Genomic DNA, 16950 nt, shown 5'->3' on the forward strand with positions numbered 1-16950 from the left:
GCTAAAAACCGTTCAGGGTGTTATGGGGTTAGATATCACCTGTTTCAAGCATAACATCTTTTCATAACATGTTGTGTCACTAGCACCGTCGCGTTTCTCCGGCACCATAATGGCACGGCTATACAAACAAAAAAGCCCGCCACTAGCGTGACGGGCCTCGGCAAATAGCGGAAGAAAAAATTAAGCCTGCTGGCTCATCAGGTCGCTAAAACCAACCGCTTTTTCCGTCACTTTTGCTTTATCCAGAATCGCCTCAACCGCCTGCTCTTCCAGGGCAACGTTACGCATATTGTCCATCAGCTCTTTATTCTTGCTGTAGTATTCAATGACTTCCTTCGGATCTTCATACGCAGACGCCATTTCTTCGATCAGGCCTTTAACGCGTTCTTCATCCGCTTTTAGTTCATGCGTGCGAATAACTTCACCCAGCAACAAACCGACGACTACGCGGCGTTTCGCCTGTTCTTCGAACAGTTCACGCGGCAGTTCCATCGCTTGTTTAGCGTTTCCACCAAAGCGCTGAGCCGCCTGCTGACGCAGCACATCAATTTCGCCGTCGATAAGCGCAGAAGGCACATCGATATCATTCGCTTCAACCAGGCCATCAATCGCCTGAGTTTTAACACGATTGCGTACGGCACCTTTAAGCTCACGCTCCATATTCTTACGCACTTCAGCGCGCAATCCTTCGAGTGAACCATCACCAACGCCGAAACGTTTGATGAACTCTGGCGTCATCTCAGGCAGTTCACGCTCTTCAACTTTCTTCAGGTTAATCGCGAATTTAGCCGCTTTACCTTTCAGGTTTTCTGCGTGATATTCTTCCGGGAAAGTAACATCAATAGTAAATTCTTCACCCGCTTTATGACCAGCAAGGCCTTCCTCAAAGCCCGGGATCATACGACCCTGGCCCATCGCCAGTACGAAATCGGTGGCTTTGCCGCCTTCGAACTCTTCGCCGTCGACGCTACCCGTGAAATCCAGCGTCACGCGATCTTCAGCAGCCACTTCGCCGTCTTTTTCTTTCCAGTCGGCCTGCTGTTTGCGCAGTGTTTCCAGCATAGTATCAACATCAGCATCGGTCACTTCGACAACCGGTTTCTCAACTTCAATACTTTCCAGGCCTTTCAGCTCAACGTCCGGATACACTTCAAATTCGACGGAGTAGGTGTAATCTTCGTCTTTTTTGTATTCGCCAGGCACATATTTCGGCGCACCTGCTGGATTAATTTTTTCTTTGATGATGGCATCAATAAAGTTGCGGCTCATCAAATCGCTCAACGCATCCTGAAGAACAGAAGCACCGTAACGCTGAGCAACGATGTTCATTGGTACTTTACCTTTACGGAAGCCGTCGATACGGACTTTCTTCGCCACGTTGACCAGCTCGCTTTTTACAGCGTTCTCGATGCTGTCAGCAGCGATTGTAATCGTTACACGGCGCCCAAGGCCCTGAGTGGTTTCAACTGAAACTTGCATCTTGTTACCTCAAAAAATCACAGTGCTCGGTCAACTCCGGAAGCCCTTTCGCAAAACGCTTCACCGTACCGGGAGTTCATCTGTTGTCAGAATCACATTCCCTGTCACCAGAATCATCCCGAAGACATACCCAAAAAATAAGACGCAGCATTATAGCGACATCACAGAGGGGAGTCGAGAACGGAGACGGCCCTGCGTTGTTGCTTCTTTCACAATTTTGTGCAAATAGCCTGCGGGCTCCAAAAGAAAACGGCCCGCAGGCCGTTGGATGAAACCGTTAAATAAATACTGGCATACGCATAGCTATAACGCATGCGCTTAGGCAAGGCTGCCCGCCCCACGACAAGGCGGCGACGCAAAAACGGTGTCCTGCAAACCCGCCCACTCTTTGTTGGTATAAGTATGGAGCGCCAGAGCATGCACACTCCCGGCGAGCTCTTCGCTGAGTGCTCGGTAAATCAGGCGATGGCGATTCAAAAAACGTTCTCCGGCAAAGCTATCGCTTACCAGTACGACTTTAAAATGGCTTTCAGAGCCAGCGGGGACATTATGGCGATAGCTCTCATCGACGACTTCCAGGAACACGGGATCAAATGCAGCCCTTAATTTTGCTTCTATTTTCTCGCGTACCATCATAGTGCTTTCCTCGTCAACGCAGGGATGTCTCCCATCCCTTTAAATGTTAGCCGCTTTTAACTTTTTCATTATTATTTGACAACAAAAAAGTCTCTATTGAGACATCAGTTAGCAAAATGCAGCGCTAATACGCGTTAACTCATCGGAAAACCGCGCGATCGTCTGATTCCGCCCTTCACAATAGCGGCGTGGCAGGCAATGTCATATGTTTACACCGCTTTTCCCTTCCTCTGTATTACAGCAGTGATATGATGACGGAAATTTTATCGAAGCGCCCTTGTAACAAGAGACCGAAATGATGATTAAAAAGATTTGTTTACCGCTGGTTGCACTATTTTTACTGGCAGGCTGCGCCACCCGATCAAATACGATAGATGTTGCACCACAAATTGCGCTACCGCAGCAAGACCCGAGTCTGATGGGGATTACTATCAGCATCAATGGGGCAGATAATCGTAGCGATCGGGCGTTAGCCAAAGTGACCCGCGACAATCAACTCACTTCATTAACGCCATCACGCGATTTACGATTTCTACTTCAGGAAGTGCTGGAAAAGCAAATGACAGCCCGTGGTTATATGATTGGACCAAATAGTCCTGTCGATCTCCAGGTTATTGTCAATCGGCTCTTTGCCGATGTCTCTCAGGGAAATTTACGCTACAACATCGCCACCAAAGCGGATATTTCCATTAACGCAACGGCTAAAAATGGCAACCGCATGAATAAGCAGTACCGCTCAACTTACACGGTTGAAGGTGCTTTCCAGGCGTCAAATAGCGATATTGCAAAAGCAGTGAACACGGTGTTAACCGATACCATCGCGGATATGGCGCAGGATACCAGCGTACATGATTTTATTAAGCAAAACGCCCGTTAATCAAATACAGTTAGGCCCGGTGAACCGGGCCACTAATCAGGTTTAGCAATGTCCAGTCTTACGCTTCAGCTTTTCCGTCAACCTAAAACGGCAATTTTGCTGGTTCTCGGTTTTGCCTCCGGCCTTCCGCTGGCGTTAACCTCCGGAACGCTGCAGGCGTGGATGACGGTTGAAAATATCGATCTCAAAACAATCGGATTTTTCTCTCTGGTCGGCCAGGCCTATGTATTTAAATTCTTATGGTCCCCGATGATGGACCGTTTTACGCCGCCTTTTTTAGGGCGGCGGCGTGGATGGCTATTTATTACACAACTCTTTTTATTGTGCGGCATTGCGGCAATGGGCTTTCTCGATCCCGTTTCGCATCTTCGCTGGATGGCAGCCTTAGCGGTACTGATCGCTTTTTGCTCAGCCTCTCAGGACATTGTTTTCGATGCCTGGAAAACCGACGTATTACCCACTGAGGAACGCGGTACCGGCGCAGCGGTTAGCGTATTGGGCTATCGGTTGGCCATGTTAGTGTCAGGCGGGCTTGCTTTATGGCTGGCGGACAAATACCTGGGGTGGCAGGCAACCTACTGGTTAATGGCCGCCCTGCTGATCCCCTGCATGATTGCTACTTTGCTGGCGCCAGAACCGGACGATGCCACACCGGCGCCACGCTCACTGGAAGACGCAGTACTTTCTCCGCTACGCGACTTTTTTGGGCGCAATAACGCCTGGCTAATCCTGTTACTGATCGTGTTGTACAAACTGGGCGATGCGTTTGCCATGAGCCTGAGCACGACGTTTCTTATTCGCGGCGTTGGGTTTAGCGCTGGCGAGGTGGGCGTAGTGAATAAAACGCTTGGTCTGTTTGCAACTATTGTCGGCGCGCTGTATGGCGGCATACTCATGCAACGCCTTAGCTTATTCAGGGCGCTATTAATTTTCGGAATTTTACAAGGAGCATCAAACGCCGGTTACTGGCTCTTGTCTATTACTGATAAACATATGCTAAGTATGGCTGGCGCCGTATTCTTCGAGAATCTGTGCGGCGGTATGGGTACCGCAGCATTTGTAGCCTTACTCATGACGCTGTGTAACCGCTCGTTTTCCGCGACGCAGTTCGCATTGCTGTCTGCGCTTTCCGCCGTAGGGCGCGTGTACGTTGGCCCAGTCGCCGGCTGGTTCGTACAAGAGCACGGCTGGCCTACATTCTATCTATTTTCTGTCGCTGCGGCCGTACCAGGCATCTTTTTGTTATTGTTATGTCGCCGCACCCTCGCCTATACGCAGCGCACCAACAAGTTTCTGTTACGAACTGAATTCACCAGCGCTTATCGTATAGCCCTGCGCATACTGACTATAGGCTGTTTATTTCTCGCATTCTGGCTTATTACCGTAATCCTGAAGGCGCTTACGCCTATTTCATGGGCCGCCAGCGATTATTTACTTCTCGCCGGCGCGCTGTGTGCTCTGACCGGCATTCTTACCGGCAGCGTACTGGATTATTTAGCTTTGCGCCGTACCTCTTTGCTATAACCACTATCCATATGACCGGGCGTAAGAAATATGAACGCCCGGCACGGGTTGAATTCAGCAAAATAACAACGATCCCTGCATTTTTATTTTAACGATTCGTGCGCGTAATAATGTTTAATTCATACCGGTTATTAATCATTTTAAAACAGTCAATTGTTTTATAACATGAAGATAATTGTTAATTTAATGTTTAATTAAGCGCCATTATTATATCATTATTCATGATTGACATTTCTTTACATATCTTCTGGTTATATTCGGCCTACTCGCGCTACTAGCGATATTATTTTACAATTCATGCGCCTTCATGTGACTTCCCTGGCAGAACCCGGTAACACCCGCCTGACACCTGCTTACCCATGTTTACAGTAATGTAACCATCCCGTAAAATGCCCGCACACTTTAAACGCCACCAAAGCCCGTGGAATTGAGGTCGTTAAATGAGACTCAGGAAATACAATAACTATCTGGGACGGTTGTCGTTAACCGCCGGCGCTGTATTACTCAGCGGCTGTGATTCGGCACTGCTCAACCCTAAAGGACAGATCGGCCTGGAACAACGCTCACTAATACTGACGGCGCTTGGCCTAATGTTAATTGTCGTTATTCCGGCTATCGCAATGGCTATTGGCTTTGCCTGGAAGTATCGGGCAAATAACAAGGACGCAAAATACAGCCCTAACTGGTCGCACTCGAATAAAGTCGAGCTAGTCGTCTGGACTATTCCCATTCTTATCATCATATTCCTGGCCGTTCTGACCTGGAAAACGACCCACTCGCTGGAACCGAGCCGCCCGCTAGCGCATAGCGAAAAACCGGTCACGATTGAAGTGGTTTCAATGGACTGGAAATGGTTCTTTATTTATCCGGAACAGGGTATCGCCACCGTGAACGAGATAGCGTTCCCTGCCAATAATCCGGTTGAATTTAAGATAACCTCTAATTCAGTGATGAATTCCTTCTTTATTCCACGCCTCGGCAGCCAGCTATATGCAATGGCGGGTATGCAAACTAAGCTGCATCTCATCGCTAACGAGCCGGGAACTTATGACGGTATCTCCGCCAGCTACAGCGGCGCCGGGTTCTCCGGTATGAAATTTAAGGCGATAGCTACACCGGACGCAGCGAGCTTTGACCAGTGGGTGGCCAAAGTTAAACAATCGCCGGAAACCATGAATGACATGGCCGCCTTTGAGAAACTTGCAGCTCCGAGCGAGTATAACAAAGTGGAATACTTCTCCAGCGTGAAGCCGAATTTGTTTAGAGATGTCGTCAGCAAATTCATGTCGCACGGGAAAAGCATGGACCTGACCCAGGGCGAAGCCGACGGGAACATGACCATGAATCACACGGGAACCTCTCACAAGGGCGCCGAGGAATAAATACGATGTTCGGAAAATTGACACTGGATGCAGTTCCGTACCATGAGCCGATTATCATGGTTACGGTCGCCGCTATCATCGTCGGAGGTTTGGCGATACTGGCGGCTATCACTTATTTCGGTAAGTGGAGTTATTTATGGAATGAGTGGTTGACGTCCGTCGACCATAAACGCCTCGGCATAATGTATGTGCTTGTCGCGCTAGTGATGCTGGTACGCGGTTTTGCCGATGCTATCATGATGCGCAGCCAACAGGCGCTGGCCTCCGCCGGCGAGGCCGGATTCCTGCCGCCACATCATTACGATCAGATCTTTACCGCGCACGGCGTTATCATGATCTTCTTCGTAGCAATGCCGTTTGTCATCGGTCTGATGAATCTCGTTGTGCCTTTGCAAATTGGCGCGCGCGACGTCGCTTTCCCCTTCCTGAATAACCTGAGCTTCTGGTTCACCGTAGTTGGGGTAGTGCTGGTCAACCTGTCCCTTGGCGTCGGCGAATTCGCTCAAACTGGCTGGGTCGCTTATCCACCGCTTTCAGGGCTTGAGTACAGCCCCGGCGTTGGCGTCGATTACTGGATATGGAGCCTTCAGCTTTCCGGTATTGGCACCACGCTTACCGGTATCAACTTCTTTGTAACGATTCTGAAGATGCGCGCTCCAGGCATGACCATGTTCAAAATGCCGGTCTTTACCTGGGCTTCGCTGTGTACCAACGTCCTTATCATTGTTACCTTCCCTATTTTAACGGTCACTATTGCGCTTTTGACCATGGATCGCTACCTGGGCACCCATTTCTTTACTAATGATATGGGCGGCAACATGATGATGTACATTAACCTCATCTGGGCCTGGGGCCATCCGGAAGTGTACATTCTGGTGCTACCGGTTTTCGGCGTGTTCTCCGAAGTCACGGCGACCTTCTCCAGAAAACGTCTCTTTGGTTACACCTCGCTGGTATGGGCGACCGTTTGCATTACCGTACTTTCGTTCATCGTCTGGCTGCACCACTTCTTTACGATGGGCAGCGGCGCCAACGTTAATGCCTTCTTTGGTATCAGCACTATGATTATCGCCATCCCAACCGGGGTGAAAATCTTCAACTGGCTGTTCACCATGTATCAGGGGCGCATTACGTTTAACTCTGCCATGACCTGGACCGTCGGCTTTATTGTCACCTTCTCTATCGGTGGGATGACCGGCGTACTTCTGGCCGTACCGGGGGCAGACTTTGTGTTACACAACAGTCTGTTCCTGATAGCGCACTTCCATAATGTCATTATTGGCGGCGTAGTCTTCGGCTGTTTTGCCGGCCTGACTTACTGGTGGCCAAAGGCCTTTGGATTTACGCTGAATGAAACCTGGGGCAAACGCGCCTTCTGGTTCTGGATAATCGGCTTCTTTGTAGCCTTTATGCCGCTGTACGTGCTTGGATTTATGGGCATGACGCGCCGTCTGAGCCAGCAAATCGATCCGCAGTTCCACCCAATGTTAATGGTTGCCGCAGGCGGCGCCGCGCTCATCGGTATCGGCGTACTGTGTCAGGTCATTCAGTTTTACGTTTCTATCCGCGACCGCGAGCAGAATCGTGATTTAACCGGCGATCCCTGGGGCGGCCGCACGCTGGAATGGTCCACTTCCTCACCGCCGCCGTTTTATAACTTTGCCGTAGTGCCTGAAATTCATGGGCGTGACGCTTTCTGGGAAATGAAAGAAAAAGGCGAAGCCTATAAGCAGCCGGCGCATTATGAAGAGATTCATATGCCGAAAAACAGCGCAGCCGGTATGGTCATTGCCGCCTTCAGCGCTATCTTCGGCTTTGCGATGATCTGGCATATTTGGTGGCTGGCGATTATCGGATTCGCGGGCATGATTGTGACCTGGATCGTGAAAAGCTTCGATGAAGACGTCGATTACTACGTACCGGTCTCTGAAATCGAGACGCTGGAAAATCAGCACTTCGATGAAATCACTAAAGCAGGGCTGAAACATGTCAACTGATACTCTGGCGCATGCGCACGCCCATGAGCACTCTCATGGGCATCACGATGCAGGAGCCAACAAAGTGTTTGGCTTCTGGATTTACCTGATGAGCGACTGCATTCTGTTTGCATGTCTGTTCGCAACCTATGCCGTTCTGGTGAACGGCACCGCCGGCGGCCCGGCAGGAAAAGATATTTTCGAACTTCCGTTTGTGCTGGTCGAAACTTTCCTGCTGCTGCTCAGCTCCATTACCTATGGTATGGCGGCCATCGGCATGCACCGTAACAATCAGAGTCAGGTCATGGTGTGGCTGGCGCTTACGTTCCTGTTCGGCGCCGGGTTTATCGCAATGGAAATCTATGAATTCCATCATCTGATTGGCGAAGGCTTCGGCCCGTGGCGTAGCGGTTTCCTGTCTGCATTCTTTATGCTGGTAGGGACTCACGGCCTGCACGTAACCTCCGGGCTTGTGTGGATGGCCGTGCTAATGTTCCAGATAGCCCGCCGCGGTCTGACGGGCACTAACCGTACCCGCATCATGTGCCTCAGCCTATTCTGGCACTTCCTGGACGTGGTATGGATTTGCGTATTCTCTGTTGTTTACCTGATGGGGGCGATGTAATGAGTCATTTAACCGATCATAGCGGGGCTTCCCACGGCAGCGTCAAAGGCTATGTGACAGGATTTATTCTGTCTATCATCCTGACGCTCATCCCATTCTGGATGGTCATGAACGGCAGCGCATCGCACGCGATGCTGCTCGGCGTCGTGCTGGTCACCGCGGTGATACAGATATTGGTTCACCTGTCATTTTTCCTGCATATGAACACCTCCTCTGAAGGAGGCTGGAACATGGTAGCCTTTATCTTCACCGTGCTGATTATCGCCATTTTGGTGGTAGGCTCGATCTGGATTATGTGGAACCTTAACCACAACATGATGCTTGACTAAGAGCGGCGATGATGATTAAGCAATACCTGCAAGTGACAAAACCAGGAATTATTTTCGGGAATTTAATTTCTGTCATTGGAGGATTTTTACTGGCCTCAAAAGGCAGTATTGATTATCTCCTGTTCCTTTATACCTTGATTGGCGTATCGCTGGTCGTGGCATCGGGCTGTGTCTATAACAACCTGATTGACCGCGATATCGATCGTAAAATGGAAAGGACGAAAAATCGGGTGCTGGTGAAAGGCCTGATCTCACCGAAAATATCGCTGGTATACGCCACTGTGCTGGGTATCGCTGGCTTTATGCTGCTGTGGTTCGGCGCCAATCCGCTCGCGATGTGGCTGTCGGTGATGGGGTTTGTGGTGTACGTGGGCGTTTACAGTCTCTATATGAAGCGTAAATCGGTCTACGGCACGCTCATCGGCAGCCTTTCCGGCGCCGCGCCGCCGGTAATCGGTTACTGTGCGGTCACCAATGAATTCGACGCCGGTGCGTTGATTTTGCTGGCGATTTTTAGCCTGTGGCAGATGCCGCACTCCTATGCGATCGCTATTTTCCGCTTTAAAGATTATCAGGTCGCAAATATTCCGGTATTACCGGTGGTGAAAGGCATCTCGGTGGCCAAAAACCATATCACGCTCTATATCGTCGCGTTTGCCATAGCGACGCTCATGCTATCGCTTGGGGGTTACGCCGGATATAAATATCTGGTTGTTGCCGCCGCGGTCAGCGTGTGGTGGCTGGGTATGGCGCTGCGTGGATATAAAGTGGCGGATGATAAACGATGGGCGCGCAAGCTGTTTGTGTTTTCGATTATCGCCATTACATCTCTAAGCATTATGATGTCCGTCGATTTTATGGTGCCGGATTCTCACAGCCTGCTCACCTATGTGTGGTAGTACCCGGTTTTAATGGCTGCCCGGATTACGTATGGGCAGTAAGGCAAGCGGGAAAATCGGATGACTGATTTTCCCGCTTTATTTTGCCTCGCAAAAACGCATCCCCTAACGGTAAACACCGGTGCCCAGAGGATCCAATGTGTTCTGATAGCGGCCATGGGAGGGAAGATAAGGTCATCGCGAAAATAAGTCGGGCAATAAAACCTGCCCGATAACAAATATGGCTTTAACCGCCCGACCCAGCGGCGCAACTCAATGGGTACCCTTTGTAATATTTGCTAAAACAGCGAGCGTTTATTCGCACGACTTAGCGCATTACACTATGACCGCAGCGGCATTTATCGCACAAAATAAAGCGACTGATAGCCCTAATCCGGGCCGCGCGCTGCCTTTTAGCGAAGATAGTCTACGTTGACGACAATGACGCCCTATCCAACTTATTATCCGGGACAATCATGAACGACTATAAAATGACGCCCGTAGAGCGGCGCGCCACATGGGGACTTGGCGCCGTTTTTTCACTACGAATGCTTGGCATGTTTATGGTATTGCCGGTGCTCACCACTTGGGGCATGGCGCTACAGGGCGCGAGCGAAGCGCTTATCGGGCTGGCTATCGGTATTTATGGCCTGGCGCAGGCTATCTTCCAAATTCCTTTTGGCCTGCTTTCCGACCGAATTGGCCGCAAACCGCTGATCGTCGGCGGCCTGCTGGTGTTTGTGTTAGGCAGCGTTATTGCCGCGCTGACGCATTCAATCTGGGGCGTTATCCTCGGGCGCGCGCTGCAGGGTTCCGGCGCTATCGCGGCTGCAGTAATGGCCCTGCTTTCCGATCTCACTCGGGAGCAAAATCGCACCAAGGCAATGGCATTTATTGGCGTTAGCTTTGGCGTGACTTTCGCCATTGCCATGGTGGCCGGCCCGCTTATCACCCACGCTATCGGGCTAAACGGTCTGTTTTGGATGATAGCGCTGCTGGCCGCGCTGGGTATCGTCATCACGCTAATGCTGGTACCGGATAGCCGCGAACACGTCCTAAACCGAGAGTCAGGAATGGTGAAGGGCTGCTTTAGCAACGTGCTCGCTAATCCTCAGCTTCTCAAATTAAACGTCGGCATTATGTGTTTGCATATTATGCTGATGTCGACTTTTGTGGCTCTGCCGGGTGAAATGGAGCTGGCTGGGCTGCCTGCCTCACAGCACTGGAAAGTTTACCTCTGCACTATGGTGCTGGCGTTTATCCTGGTAGTCCCTTTCATTATTTATGCGGAAGTGAAGCGAAAAATGCGGCGCGTGTTTATTAGCTGCGTCGCATTACTGCTGTTGGCGGAGATCATTCTTTGGGGCGCCGGCAGCAGTTTCTGGACCCTGGCCGCAGGCGTACAGATTTTCTTTTTCGCTTTCAATCTGATGGAGGCACTGCTTCCATCGCTTATCAGCAAAGAAGCGCCGGCCGGCTATAAAGGCACCGCAATGGGCGTTTACTCCACCAGCCAGTTTCTCGGCGTCGCTATTGGCGGCTCGGCGGGCGGCTGGCTTGCCGGGCAGTTTGACGCGCAAACGGTATTTCTGTTCGGCGCTTTGCTCTCGGTTATTTGGCTCACAGTAAGCTTTACGCTAAAAGAACCGCCTTATGTAAGCAGCCTGCGCGTTGAATTGCCTGCGGGTTATCGCTCAGTGGATGCGATACGCCAGCGCCTGCTGGCCGCTCCCGGGATAACCGATGCGATACTGGTGCCCGAAGAGCGCAGCGCGTATATCAAAATTGACAGCAAACTCACGAACCGATTTGAGGTCGAGCAGTATCTTAAAGACGCCGTAGCTGAAGCATAATCCGGAGCAGCGGGCGTGCGTCGCACGAATATTATAAAAGCGCCCTTACTCACCTGGACCGGGCCAGGGCCAGACTTACGGCCGCTGCCGACAAATAGCCTGGCCGCCCGGATCACTCCGATACCGCCCCGGGCGCAACATCGCTAATAAGCATAAAAAAACGGCACGCTGTTCGCATGCCGCTATCGTCTCATTCACCTAAAAAAGGCGGGCCATACTCAGTCGCGGAAATTGTTGAACTGAAAAGGCTGCCCCAGGTTCCCGCCGCGCACCAGCGCCATTGCCTGTTGCAAATCATCGCGGGACTTACCGGTCACGCGAATTTGCTCACCCTGAATTTGCGCCTGGACTTTAAGCTTGCTGTCTTTAATCAGCTTCACGATTTTCTTCGCCATCGCCGCATCAATGCCTTGTTTCAGCGAGGCATCCACGCTCCAGGTTTTCCCGCTATGCACAAAATCCTCAGGCACTTCAATTGAACTGCCTTCAATGCCGCGCTTCAGCAGCTTAGCACGCAGGATATCAAGCAATTGATTCACCTGAAATTCTGACTCGCTGAGTACCTTTATCGACGCATTTTTTTCATTAAACTCAAAACTGGCCGTTACGTTGCGAAAATCAAAACGGGTTTCCAGCTCGCGCGATGCGTTTTCAACAGCATTACGTACTTCCTGAGTTTCTACCTCAGAAACGATATCAAAGGATGGCATAAATTATTTTCCCTCTCTTTTCTGTTGCGATGCATAATAACCGTTGGGCAGCACAAAACAACCAGTCAGATAACACAATCGCCAGGAACCCACGCTCATCATGGAAACCTGGCGCTGTTATTGAAGGGGGAAGCGAGATGAATATCACCGTGCTGGGATGTGGCGCACTCGGGCAACTATGGTTGACTGCGCTAAAAAATCAAGGACATGCATTACAAGGCTGGCTGCGAGTACCGCAGACACACTGCGACGCCAAAATCACCGGCATTGATGGCCGCCGCAGCCATATCACACTGACAGCAAACGATCCTGATTTCCTCGCTCAAAGCGACCTCTTATTAGTAACACTAAAAGCCTGGCAAGTCTCCGGTGCCCTGCGCGCCCTCACGTATATATTGCCAGAAAGCGCGCCGATACTCCTTCTGCATAATGGTATGGGCACCCTACAAGAACTGACCGCTTTGCCCCACCCTCTATTGTACGGCGTCACCACGCAGGCTGCGCGCCGGAACGGAGACGAACTCATCCATATCGCGCGCGGCGTGACGCATCTGGGGCCATGCAATGAAGCAGGTCGCGGATTTAGCCAACTAGCCGATACGCTGCATCGCGCGCTGCCTGATGTCGCCTGGCATAATGATATTCACGCGGCGGCCTGGCTTAAGCTTGCGGTTAACTGCGTCATCAATCCCTTAACCGTCGTGTATGATTGCCCAAACGGAAGTCTGCATAATCATATTGAAAAGGTTAATAAAATTACGCAGGAAGTTGCAATAGTTATGCTGCGGGAGGGATATCATACAACGCCGGAAAGTCTGCTCACTTATATCTGGCAGGTCATCGATAATACCCCAGAGCATGTCTCCTCAATGCTGCAAGATATCCGCCTGCGGCGGCACACAGAAATTGATTATATCACCGGTTATTTACTACAGCGCGCCTGCGCGCACGGCGTAGATGTCCCTGAAAACAGACGACTTTACGATGCAGTAAAGCAAATGGAGAATCATTATGAGCGCATCGGTCCTGATATGCCTCGCCCATGGCACTGAAGAAATAGAGGCGATCGCCACCCTCGACCTTTTGGTCCGCGCCGGAATCAAAGTCACCACTGCAAGCGTCGCCAGCGGCGGCGAACTCACGCTTATCTGCTCCCGCGGTGCAAAAATTCAGGCCGATGCGCCGCTGGTTGCGGTGGCAGACGGCGATTTTGACGCAATTGTCCTTCCTGGCGGAATGGCTGGCGCCCAGAGCTTCCACGATAGCCCGCTACTGATTGAAACCGTGCGCCAATTTCATTTATCCGGGCGTATTGTCGCGGCTATCTGCGCCGCCCCGGCGAAAGTGCTGGTTCCGCATACGCTTTTCCCCATTGGCAATATGACCGGTTTCCCGGCGCTAAAAGCGGAGATCCCAATATCCCAGTGGCAGGATAAGCGCGTAGTCTGGGATCCTCGCGTTAATCTATTGACCAGCCAGGGGCCGGGCACCACCATGGACTTTGCGCTTAAATTGATTGACCTTCTTGCTGGTAAGGCATGCGCTGCCGATGTCGCATCCCAACTGGTATTACCCGCAGGTATTTATCAATACAAGGACCTTGTCTAGTGCGAGCTATTTTGGCGTCAGGGCTGGGGTTGAAACTGATTAGAAGCGGTTAAAAGTTTGCGGGCGGGATTATCGCCGTCTCCCCGCACAAGCGGGCAGGGAGACAGCCGTGATTATCAAGGGCGGTAAACTTTGACGTTACTAAACCCCTGCTCGCGCAAATAAAGCGCCTGCAGGCGGCTCATCACACCGCGCTCGCACCACAGTAGCCAGGTTTTATTCCGATCGAGAGAGCCAAACTGCGTGCTTAACTTATAGAAAGGCAGCGGCACAACATCGATGCCTTTAACCTGTAGCGGTTTAGCGTCCTGTTCATCTACTGAGCGAATATCCAAAATCACATCATAAGGGCCAAAATCGCTCACCGTTTCAACCTCTACCACCTCTTCCTCGGCCTGATGGGCGATTTCACGAATATCGACATTACTGGCGTCTTCCACAACCTTATCGAGAATCGCGAAGTCGAATTTCGCTTCCTCCGCCTCAATCCGCGCTTTCACCGCTTTCACCGTCGGGCTTTTAGAAATCACCCCACAATATTCCGGCATCGTCCGGGCGAAATCCTCGGTGCCGATTTCACGCGCCAGATTAATAATGTGCTCTTTGTCGTGGGAAATCAGCGGGCGCAAAATCAATGTGTCGGACACATTATCGATTAGTCGCAGATTGGTCAGCGTCTGGCTGGAAACCTGGCCCAGGGCTTCACCGGTCACCAGCGCCTGAACGCCATAGCGTTCTGCCACTTTCGAAGCCGCGCGTACCATCATGCGCTTAAGCACCACGCCCATCTGTCCGTCGTCTACCTTTTCCAGAATCTCCCCGACCACCGGTTCGAAATTAATGGCGACAAAACGTACCCGGTGCGAACTGCTGAAACGGTTCCATAGATAGTGCGCAACCTGGCGTACCCCAATTTCATGGGCAGCACCGCCAAGATTAAAGAAGCAATAATGGACGCGGCACCCGCGGCGCATCAGCATATAACTGGAAACCCCAGAGTCGAACCCGCCGGAAATCAATGACAGCACATCTTCCTGAGTACCAATCGGGAAGCCGCCGATACCTTCATAGCGGCCTTTGACCAGCAACAAACGGTCATCTTCAATTTCCAGATTGACGGTGATATCGGGATGGGTCAACTTCACGCGAGCGGATTCGATATGTTGATTCAGACCGCCGCCCACATAGCGCTCTACCTCAATTGAACTAAACTCATGCTTGCCGCGGCGCTTAACGCGCACACAGAACGTCTTGCCTGCCAGCGCCGACTGCCACGCTTCCAGCGTGCGTTCAAAAATATCGTGCATTGAGGTAAACGGAACTTCCTCAACCTCAAGTATATGGTGAATACCGGGTATGCGAGTCAGCGCATCGCGGATAGCCAGACGCTGGCTTTCATCTTTGGCACGGACCACGATATGATCCCAATGGCGGATCACCGCCAAATTCTCATCGTAATGTTTCAGTACGTTGCGGATATTCCCGGTCAATATTTTGATAAAGCGCAGACGCACCGATTGACTTTTAATGGTGATTTCCGGGAACAATTTAATGATAAACTTCATGGCGACTAAGATTCGTTGGGCAGCCATGACTGCGCGGAGCGCTGGCTGAAAAAAGGTATATCGCAGGTCGCCGCAGGCGCCTGCATCCAGGCGCGGAAGTATACCACTATCAATGTGAGACTGCTCACATAACTCACTCAACCCCGACGGCCACTGTGTCAATGCGCCTTTTCTCTTACAAATCAGGGGGCATTAACGATAAGACTCATGAATCAGCGTTCCCCAAAAGCGCTTTCCGGTAGTAAAGCGCCCAAATCAGAGAGTCCTAATGCTTAACAGACATATTTGATTATCCTTTTGTCTCCGTTACCATGACGGACTCGCCAGAATCACTGAACAAGGCCAGATAAGCACTATGCCAAAGAAGAATGAAAGCCAGGTCAGTTTTGAAAGCGCACTGACCGAGCTGGAACAGATTGTCTCCCGCCTGGAAAACGGCGACCTGCCTCTTGAAGAAGCGCTGAATGAGTTTGAACGCGGCGTCCAGCTCGCACGTCAGGGGCAAACGCGGCTGCAGCAAGCCGAACAGCGGGTACAAATCTTATTGAACGATAGCGAAGAGGCGCCATTAACGCCTTTTACTCCGGATGCGCAGCAATGACGCTGCTTGCCAATATGCAGGCGCACGCCGACAGAGTAGATCGCGCGCTGTCAGCGTTCCTGTCAACGCTGCCTTTTCAGAACACTCCCCTCGTCGATGCCATGCGTCACGGCGCATTATTAGGGGGTAAGCGACTGCGCCCGTTTTTGGTTTATGCAACCGGTGAAATGTTTGGCGTTTCATCCCAGGCGCTCGATGCGCCCGCGGCGGCAATTGAATGTATCCACGCCTATTCGTTAATCCATGACGATCTCCCTGCCATGGATAATGACGCCCTGCGTCGCGGGCAACCGACCTGCCACATTAAATTCGGCGAAGCTAGCGCTATACTTGCCGGCGATGCTTTGCAAACGCTGGCGTTTTCTATACTGAGTGATGCGCCAATGCCTAATGTGGACGCCGCGCAGCGAGTAGCCTTAATTACTGAACTGGCCCGGGCCAGCGGCGTTGCCGGTATGTGCGGCGGCCAGGCTATGGATTTGGCGGCGGAGGGGCATCGCGTCGATTTACCGACGCTGGAACAAATTCACGCGCATAAAACAGGCGCGTTAATTCGTGCGGCGGTTCGGCTTGGCGCACTCTGCGCGGGCGAAGAAGGTCGCAACGCGCTGGCACCGCTGGACAAGTTCGCCAGCCATATCGGCCTTGCGTTTCAGGTCCAGGACGATATTTTGGATGTCGTCGGCGACACCGCCACGATCGGCAAAAGTCAGGGGCGTGATTTAGAACTGGGGAAGAGTACCTACCCTGCGCTACTGGGACTGGAGCCGGCGCGTCAGAAGGCTCTGGAGTTATGCGATGCCGCGCTGGACGCGCTTGATGAGTTAACATCCGCATCGCTCGATACTTCAACGCTTGCAGCGCTGGCACGCTACGTTATACAGCGTGATAAATAAATTACACCACG

The 16950-nt window shown here is 51.5% G+C and carries 16 protein-coding genes; 12 read left to right on the forward strand and 4 right to left on the reverse strand.

The window, feature by feature from the left end; all coding sequences use genetic code 11:
- Positions 1 to 180 precede the first annotated feature (180 nt).
- Both tig and bolA read right to left on the reverse strand, forming a co-directional pair.
- The gene (gene tig, locus SFA31_RS18870) at positions 181 to 1479 is read right to left on the reverse strand and encodes a trigger factor (RefSeq protein ID WP_322839504.1); all 1299 of its coding nucleotides are present in this window, start codon (positions 1477 to 1479) and stop codon (positions 181 to 183) included.
- 318 nt (positions 1480 to 1797) lie between these two features.
- The gene (bolA, locus tag SFA31_RS18875) at positions 1798 to 2115 is read right to left on the reverse strand and encodes a transcriptional regulator BolA (RefSeq protein ID WP_322839505.1); all 318 of its coding nucleotides are present in this window, start codon (positions 2113 to 2115) and stop codon (positions 1798 to 1800) included.
- 298 nt (positions 2116 to 2413) lie between these two features.
- Here bolA and SFA31_RS18880 point away from each other — a divergent pair, with 298 nt between their 5' ends.
- The 8 genes from SFA31_RS18880 to SFA31_RS18915 all read left to right on the forward strand — a co-directional run bounded on the left by SFA31_RS18880 (position 2414) and on the right by SFA31_RS18915 (position 11559).
- On the forward strand, positions 2414 to 2992 hold the full coding sequence (locus tag SFA31_RS18880; protein ID WP_322839526.1) for a lipoprotein: 579 nt from the start codon (positions 2414 to 2416) through the stop codon (positions 2990 to 2992).
- Between the two features lie 48 nt (positions 2993 to 3040).
- Positions 3041 to 4516, forward strand: a complete 1476-nt coding sequence (gene ampG, locus SFA31_RS18885; protein ID WP_322839506.1) for a muropeptide MFS transporter AmpG — start codon at positions 3041 to 3043, stop codon at positions 4514 to 4516.
- 440 nt (positions 4517 to 4956) lie between these two features.
- Entirely contained in the window at positions 4957 to 5898 is a 942-nt protein-coding gene (gene cyoA / locus SFA31_RS18890) for a cytochrome o ubiquinol oxidase subunit II (protein WP_322839507.1), read from the forward strand.
- Positions 5899 to 5903: 5 nt separating this feature from the next.
- Entirely contained in the window at positions 5904 to 7895 is a 1992-nt protein-coding gene (gene cyoB / locus SFA31_RS18895; RefSeq protein WP_322839508.1) for a cytochrome o ubiquinol oxidase subunit I, read from the forward strand.
- A complete protein-coding gene (locus SFA31_RS18900; RefSeq protein ID WP_322839509.1) occupies positions 7885 to 8499 on the forward strand; it encodes a cytochrome o ubiquinol oxidase subunit III in 615 nt (204 codons plus the stop codon). The genes cyoB and SFA31_RS18900 overlap by 11 nt, the downstream gene beginning before the upstream one ends.
- Positions 8499 to 8828, forward strand: a complete 330-nt coding sequence (locus SFA31_RS18905) for a cytochrome o ubiquinol oxidase subunit IV (RefSeq protein ID WP_322839510.1) — start codon at positions 8499 to 8501, stop codon at positions 8826 to 8828. Before SFA31_RS18900 ends, SFA31_RS18905 begins: the two co-directional genes overlap by 1 nt.
- Positions 8829 to 8836: 8 nt before the next feature.
- Entirely contained in the window at positions 8837 to 9727 is an 891-nt protein-coding gene (cyoE, locus tag SFA31_RS18910) for a heme o synthase (RefSeq protein ID WP_322839511.1), read from the forward strand.
- Between the two features lie 455 nt (positions 9728 to 10182).
- Positions 10183 to 11559, forward strand: a complete 1377-nt coding sequence (locus SFA31_RS18915; RefSeq protein WP_322839512.1) for an MFS transporter — start codon at positions 10183 to 10185, stop codon at positions 11557 to 11559.
- A 218-nt stretch (positions 11560 to 11777) separates the two neighbouring features.
- Here SFA31_RS18915 and SFA31_RS18920 read toward each other — a convergent pair whose 3' ends face one another.
- The gene (locus SFA31_RS18920; protein ID WP_322839513.1) at positions 11778 to 12269 is read right to left on the reverse strand and encodes a YajQ family cyclic di-GMP-binding protein; all 492 of its coding nucleotides are present in this window, start codon (positions 12267 to 12269) and stop codon (positions 11778 to 11780) included.
- Between the two features lie 137 nt (positions 12270 to 12406).
- Between SFA31_RS18920 and panE the strand changes: the two genes are divergently transcribed.
- Positions 12407 to 13321 carry a 2-dehydropantoate 2-reductase gene (gene panE / locus SFA31_RS18925; protein WP_322839514.1) on the forward strand — a complete coding sequence of 305 codons (915 nt, stop codon included), beginning with the start codon at positions 12407 to 12409 and terminating at the stop codon, positions 13319 to 13321.
- Complete coding sequence (gene yajL, locus SFA31_RS18930) at positions 13281 to 13877, forward strand: protein deglycase YajL (protein ID WP_322839515.1); 597 nt, start codon at positions 13281 to 13283, stop codon at positions 13875 to 13877. Before panE ends, yajL begins: the two co-directional genes overlap by 41 nt.
- A 116-nt stretch (positions 13878 to 13993) precedes the next feature.
- Here the strand turns inward: yajL and thiI are convergent, their stop codons facing one another.
- A complete protein-coding gene (thiI, locus tag SFA31_RS18935; RefSeq protein ID WP_322839516.1) occupies positions 13994 to 15442 on the reverse strand; it encodes a tRNA uracil 4-sulfurtransferase ThiI in 1449 nt (482 codons plus the stop codon).
- 355 nt (positions 15443 to 15797) lie between these two features.
- Between thiI and xseB the strand changes: the two genes are divergently transcribed.
- The gene (gene xseB, locus SFA31_RS18940; protein ID WP_322839517.1) at positions 15798 to 16043 is read left to right on the forward strand and encodes an exodeoxyribonuclease VII small subunit; all 246 of its coding nucleotides are present in this window, start codon (positions 15798 to 15800) and stop codon (positions 16041 to 16043) included.
- Between the two features lie 14 nt (positions 16044 to 16057).
- Positions 16058 to 16939 carry a (2E,6E)-farnesyl diphosphate synthase gene (gene ispA / locus SFA31_RS18945; RefSeq protein WP_416208366.1) on the forward strand — a complete coding sequence of 294 codons (882 nt, stop codon included), beginning with the start codon at positions 16058 to 16060 and terminating at the stop codon, positions 16937 to 16939.
- Positions 16940 to 16950 lie beyond the last annotated feature (11 nt).

It is taken from the genome of Erwinia sp. HR93, assembly GCF_034555055.1.
GTDB classification, from domain to species: Bacteria; Pseudomonadota; Gammaproteobacteria; order Enterobacterales; family Enterobacteriaceae; genus Apirhabdus; species Apirhabdus apintestini.

Excerpts from the sequence above, each read along its gene's own strand:
- tig (WP_322839504.1), bottom strand. The coding sequence starts at position 1,479 with ATGCAAGTTTCAGTTGAAACCACTCAGGGCCTTGGGCGCCGTGTAACG.
- bolA (WP_322839505.1), bottom strand. The coding sequence starts at position 2,115 with ATGATGGTACGCGAGAAAATAGAAGCAAAATTAAGGGCTGCATTTGAT.
- SFA31_RS18880 (WP_322839526.1), top strand. The coding sequence starts at position 2,414 with ATGATTAAAAAGATTTGTTTACCGCTGGTTGCACTATTTTTACTGGCA.
- ampG (WP_322839506.1), top strand. The coding sequence starts at position 3,041 with ATGTCCAGTCTTACGCTTCAGCTTTTCCGTCAACCTAAAACGGCAATT.
- cyoA (WP_322839507.1), top strand. The coding sequence starts at position 4,957 with ATGAGACTCAGGAAATACAATAACTATCTGGGACGGTTGTCGTTAACC.
- cyoB (WP_322839508.1), top strand. The coding sequence starts at position 5,904 with ATGTTCGGAAAATTGACACTGGATGCAGTTCCGTACCATGAGCCGATT.
- SFA31_RS18900 (WP_322839509.1), top strand. The coding sequence starts at position 7,885 with ATGTCAACTGATACTCTGGCGCATGCGCACGCCCATGAGCACTCTCAT.
- SFA31_RS18905 (WP_322839510.1), top strand. The coding sequence starts at position 8,499 with ATGAGTCATTTAACCGATCATAGCGGGGCTTCCCACGGCAGCGTCAAA.
- cyoE (WP_322839511.1), top strand. The coding sequence starts at position 8,837 with ATGATGATTAAGCAATACCTGCAAGTGACAAAACCAGGAATTATTTTC.
- SFA31_RS18915 (WP_322839512.1), top strand. The coding sequence starts at position 10,183 with ATGAACGACTATAAAATGACGCCCGTAGAGCGGCGCGCCACATGGGGA.
- SFA31_RS18920 (WP_322839513.1), bottom strand. The coding sequence starts at position 12,269 with ATGCCATCCTTTGATATCGTTTCTGAGGTAGAAACTCAGGAAGTACGT.
- panE (WP_322839514.1), top strand. The coding sequence starts at position 12,407 with ATGAATATCACCGTGCTGGGATGTGGCGCACTCGGGCAACTATGGTTG.
- yajL (WP_322839515.1), top strand. The coding sequence starts at position 13,281 with ATGAGCGCATCGGTCCTGATATGCCTCGCCCATGGCACTGAAGAAATA.
- thiI (WP_322839516.1), bottom strand. The coding sequence starts at position 15,442 with ATGAAGTTTATCATTAAATTGTTCCCGGAAATCACCATTAAAAGTCAA.
- xseB (WP_322839517.1), top strand. The coding sequence starts at position 15,798 with ATGCCAAAGAAGAATGAAAGCCAGGTCAGTTTTGAAAGCGCACTGACC.
- ispA (WP_416208366.1), top strand. The coding sequence starts at position 16,058 with ATGCAGGCGCACGCCGACAGAGTAGATCGCGCGCTGTCAGCGTTCCTG.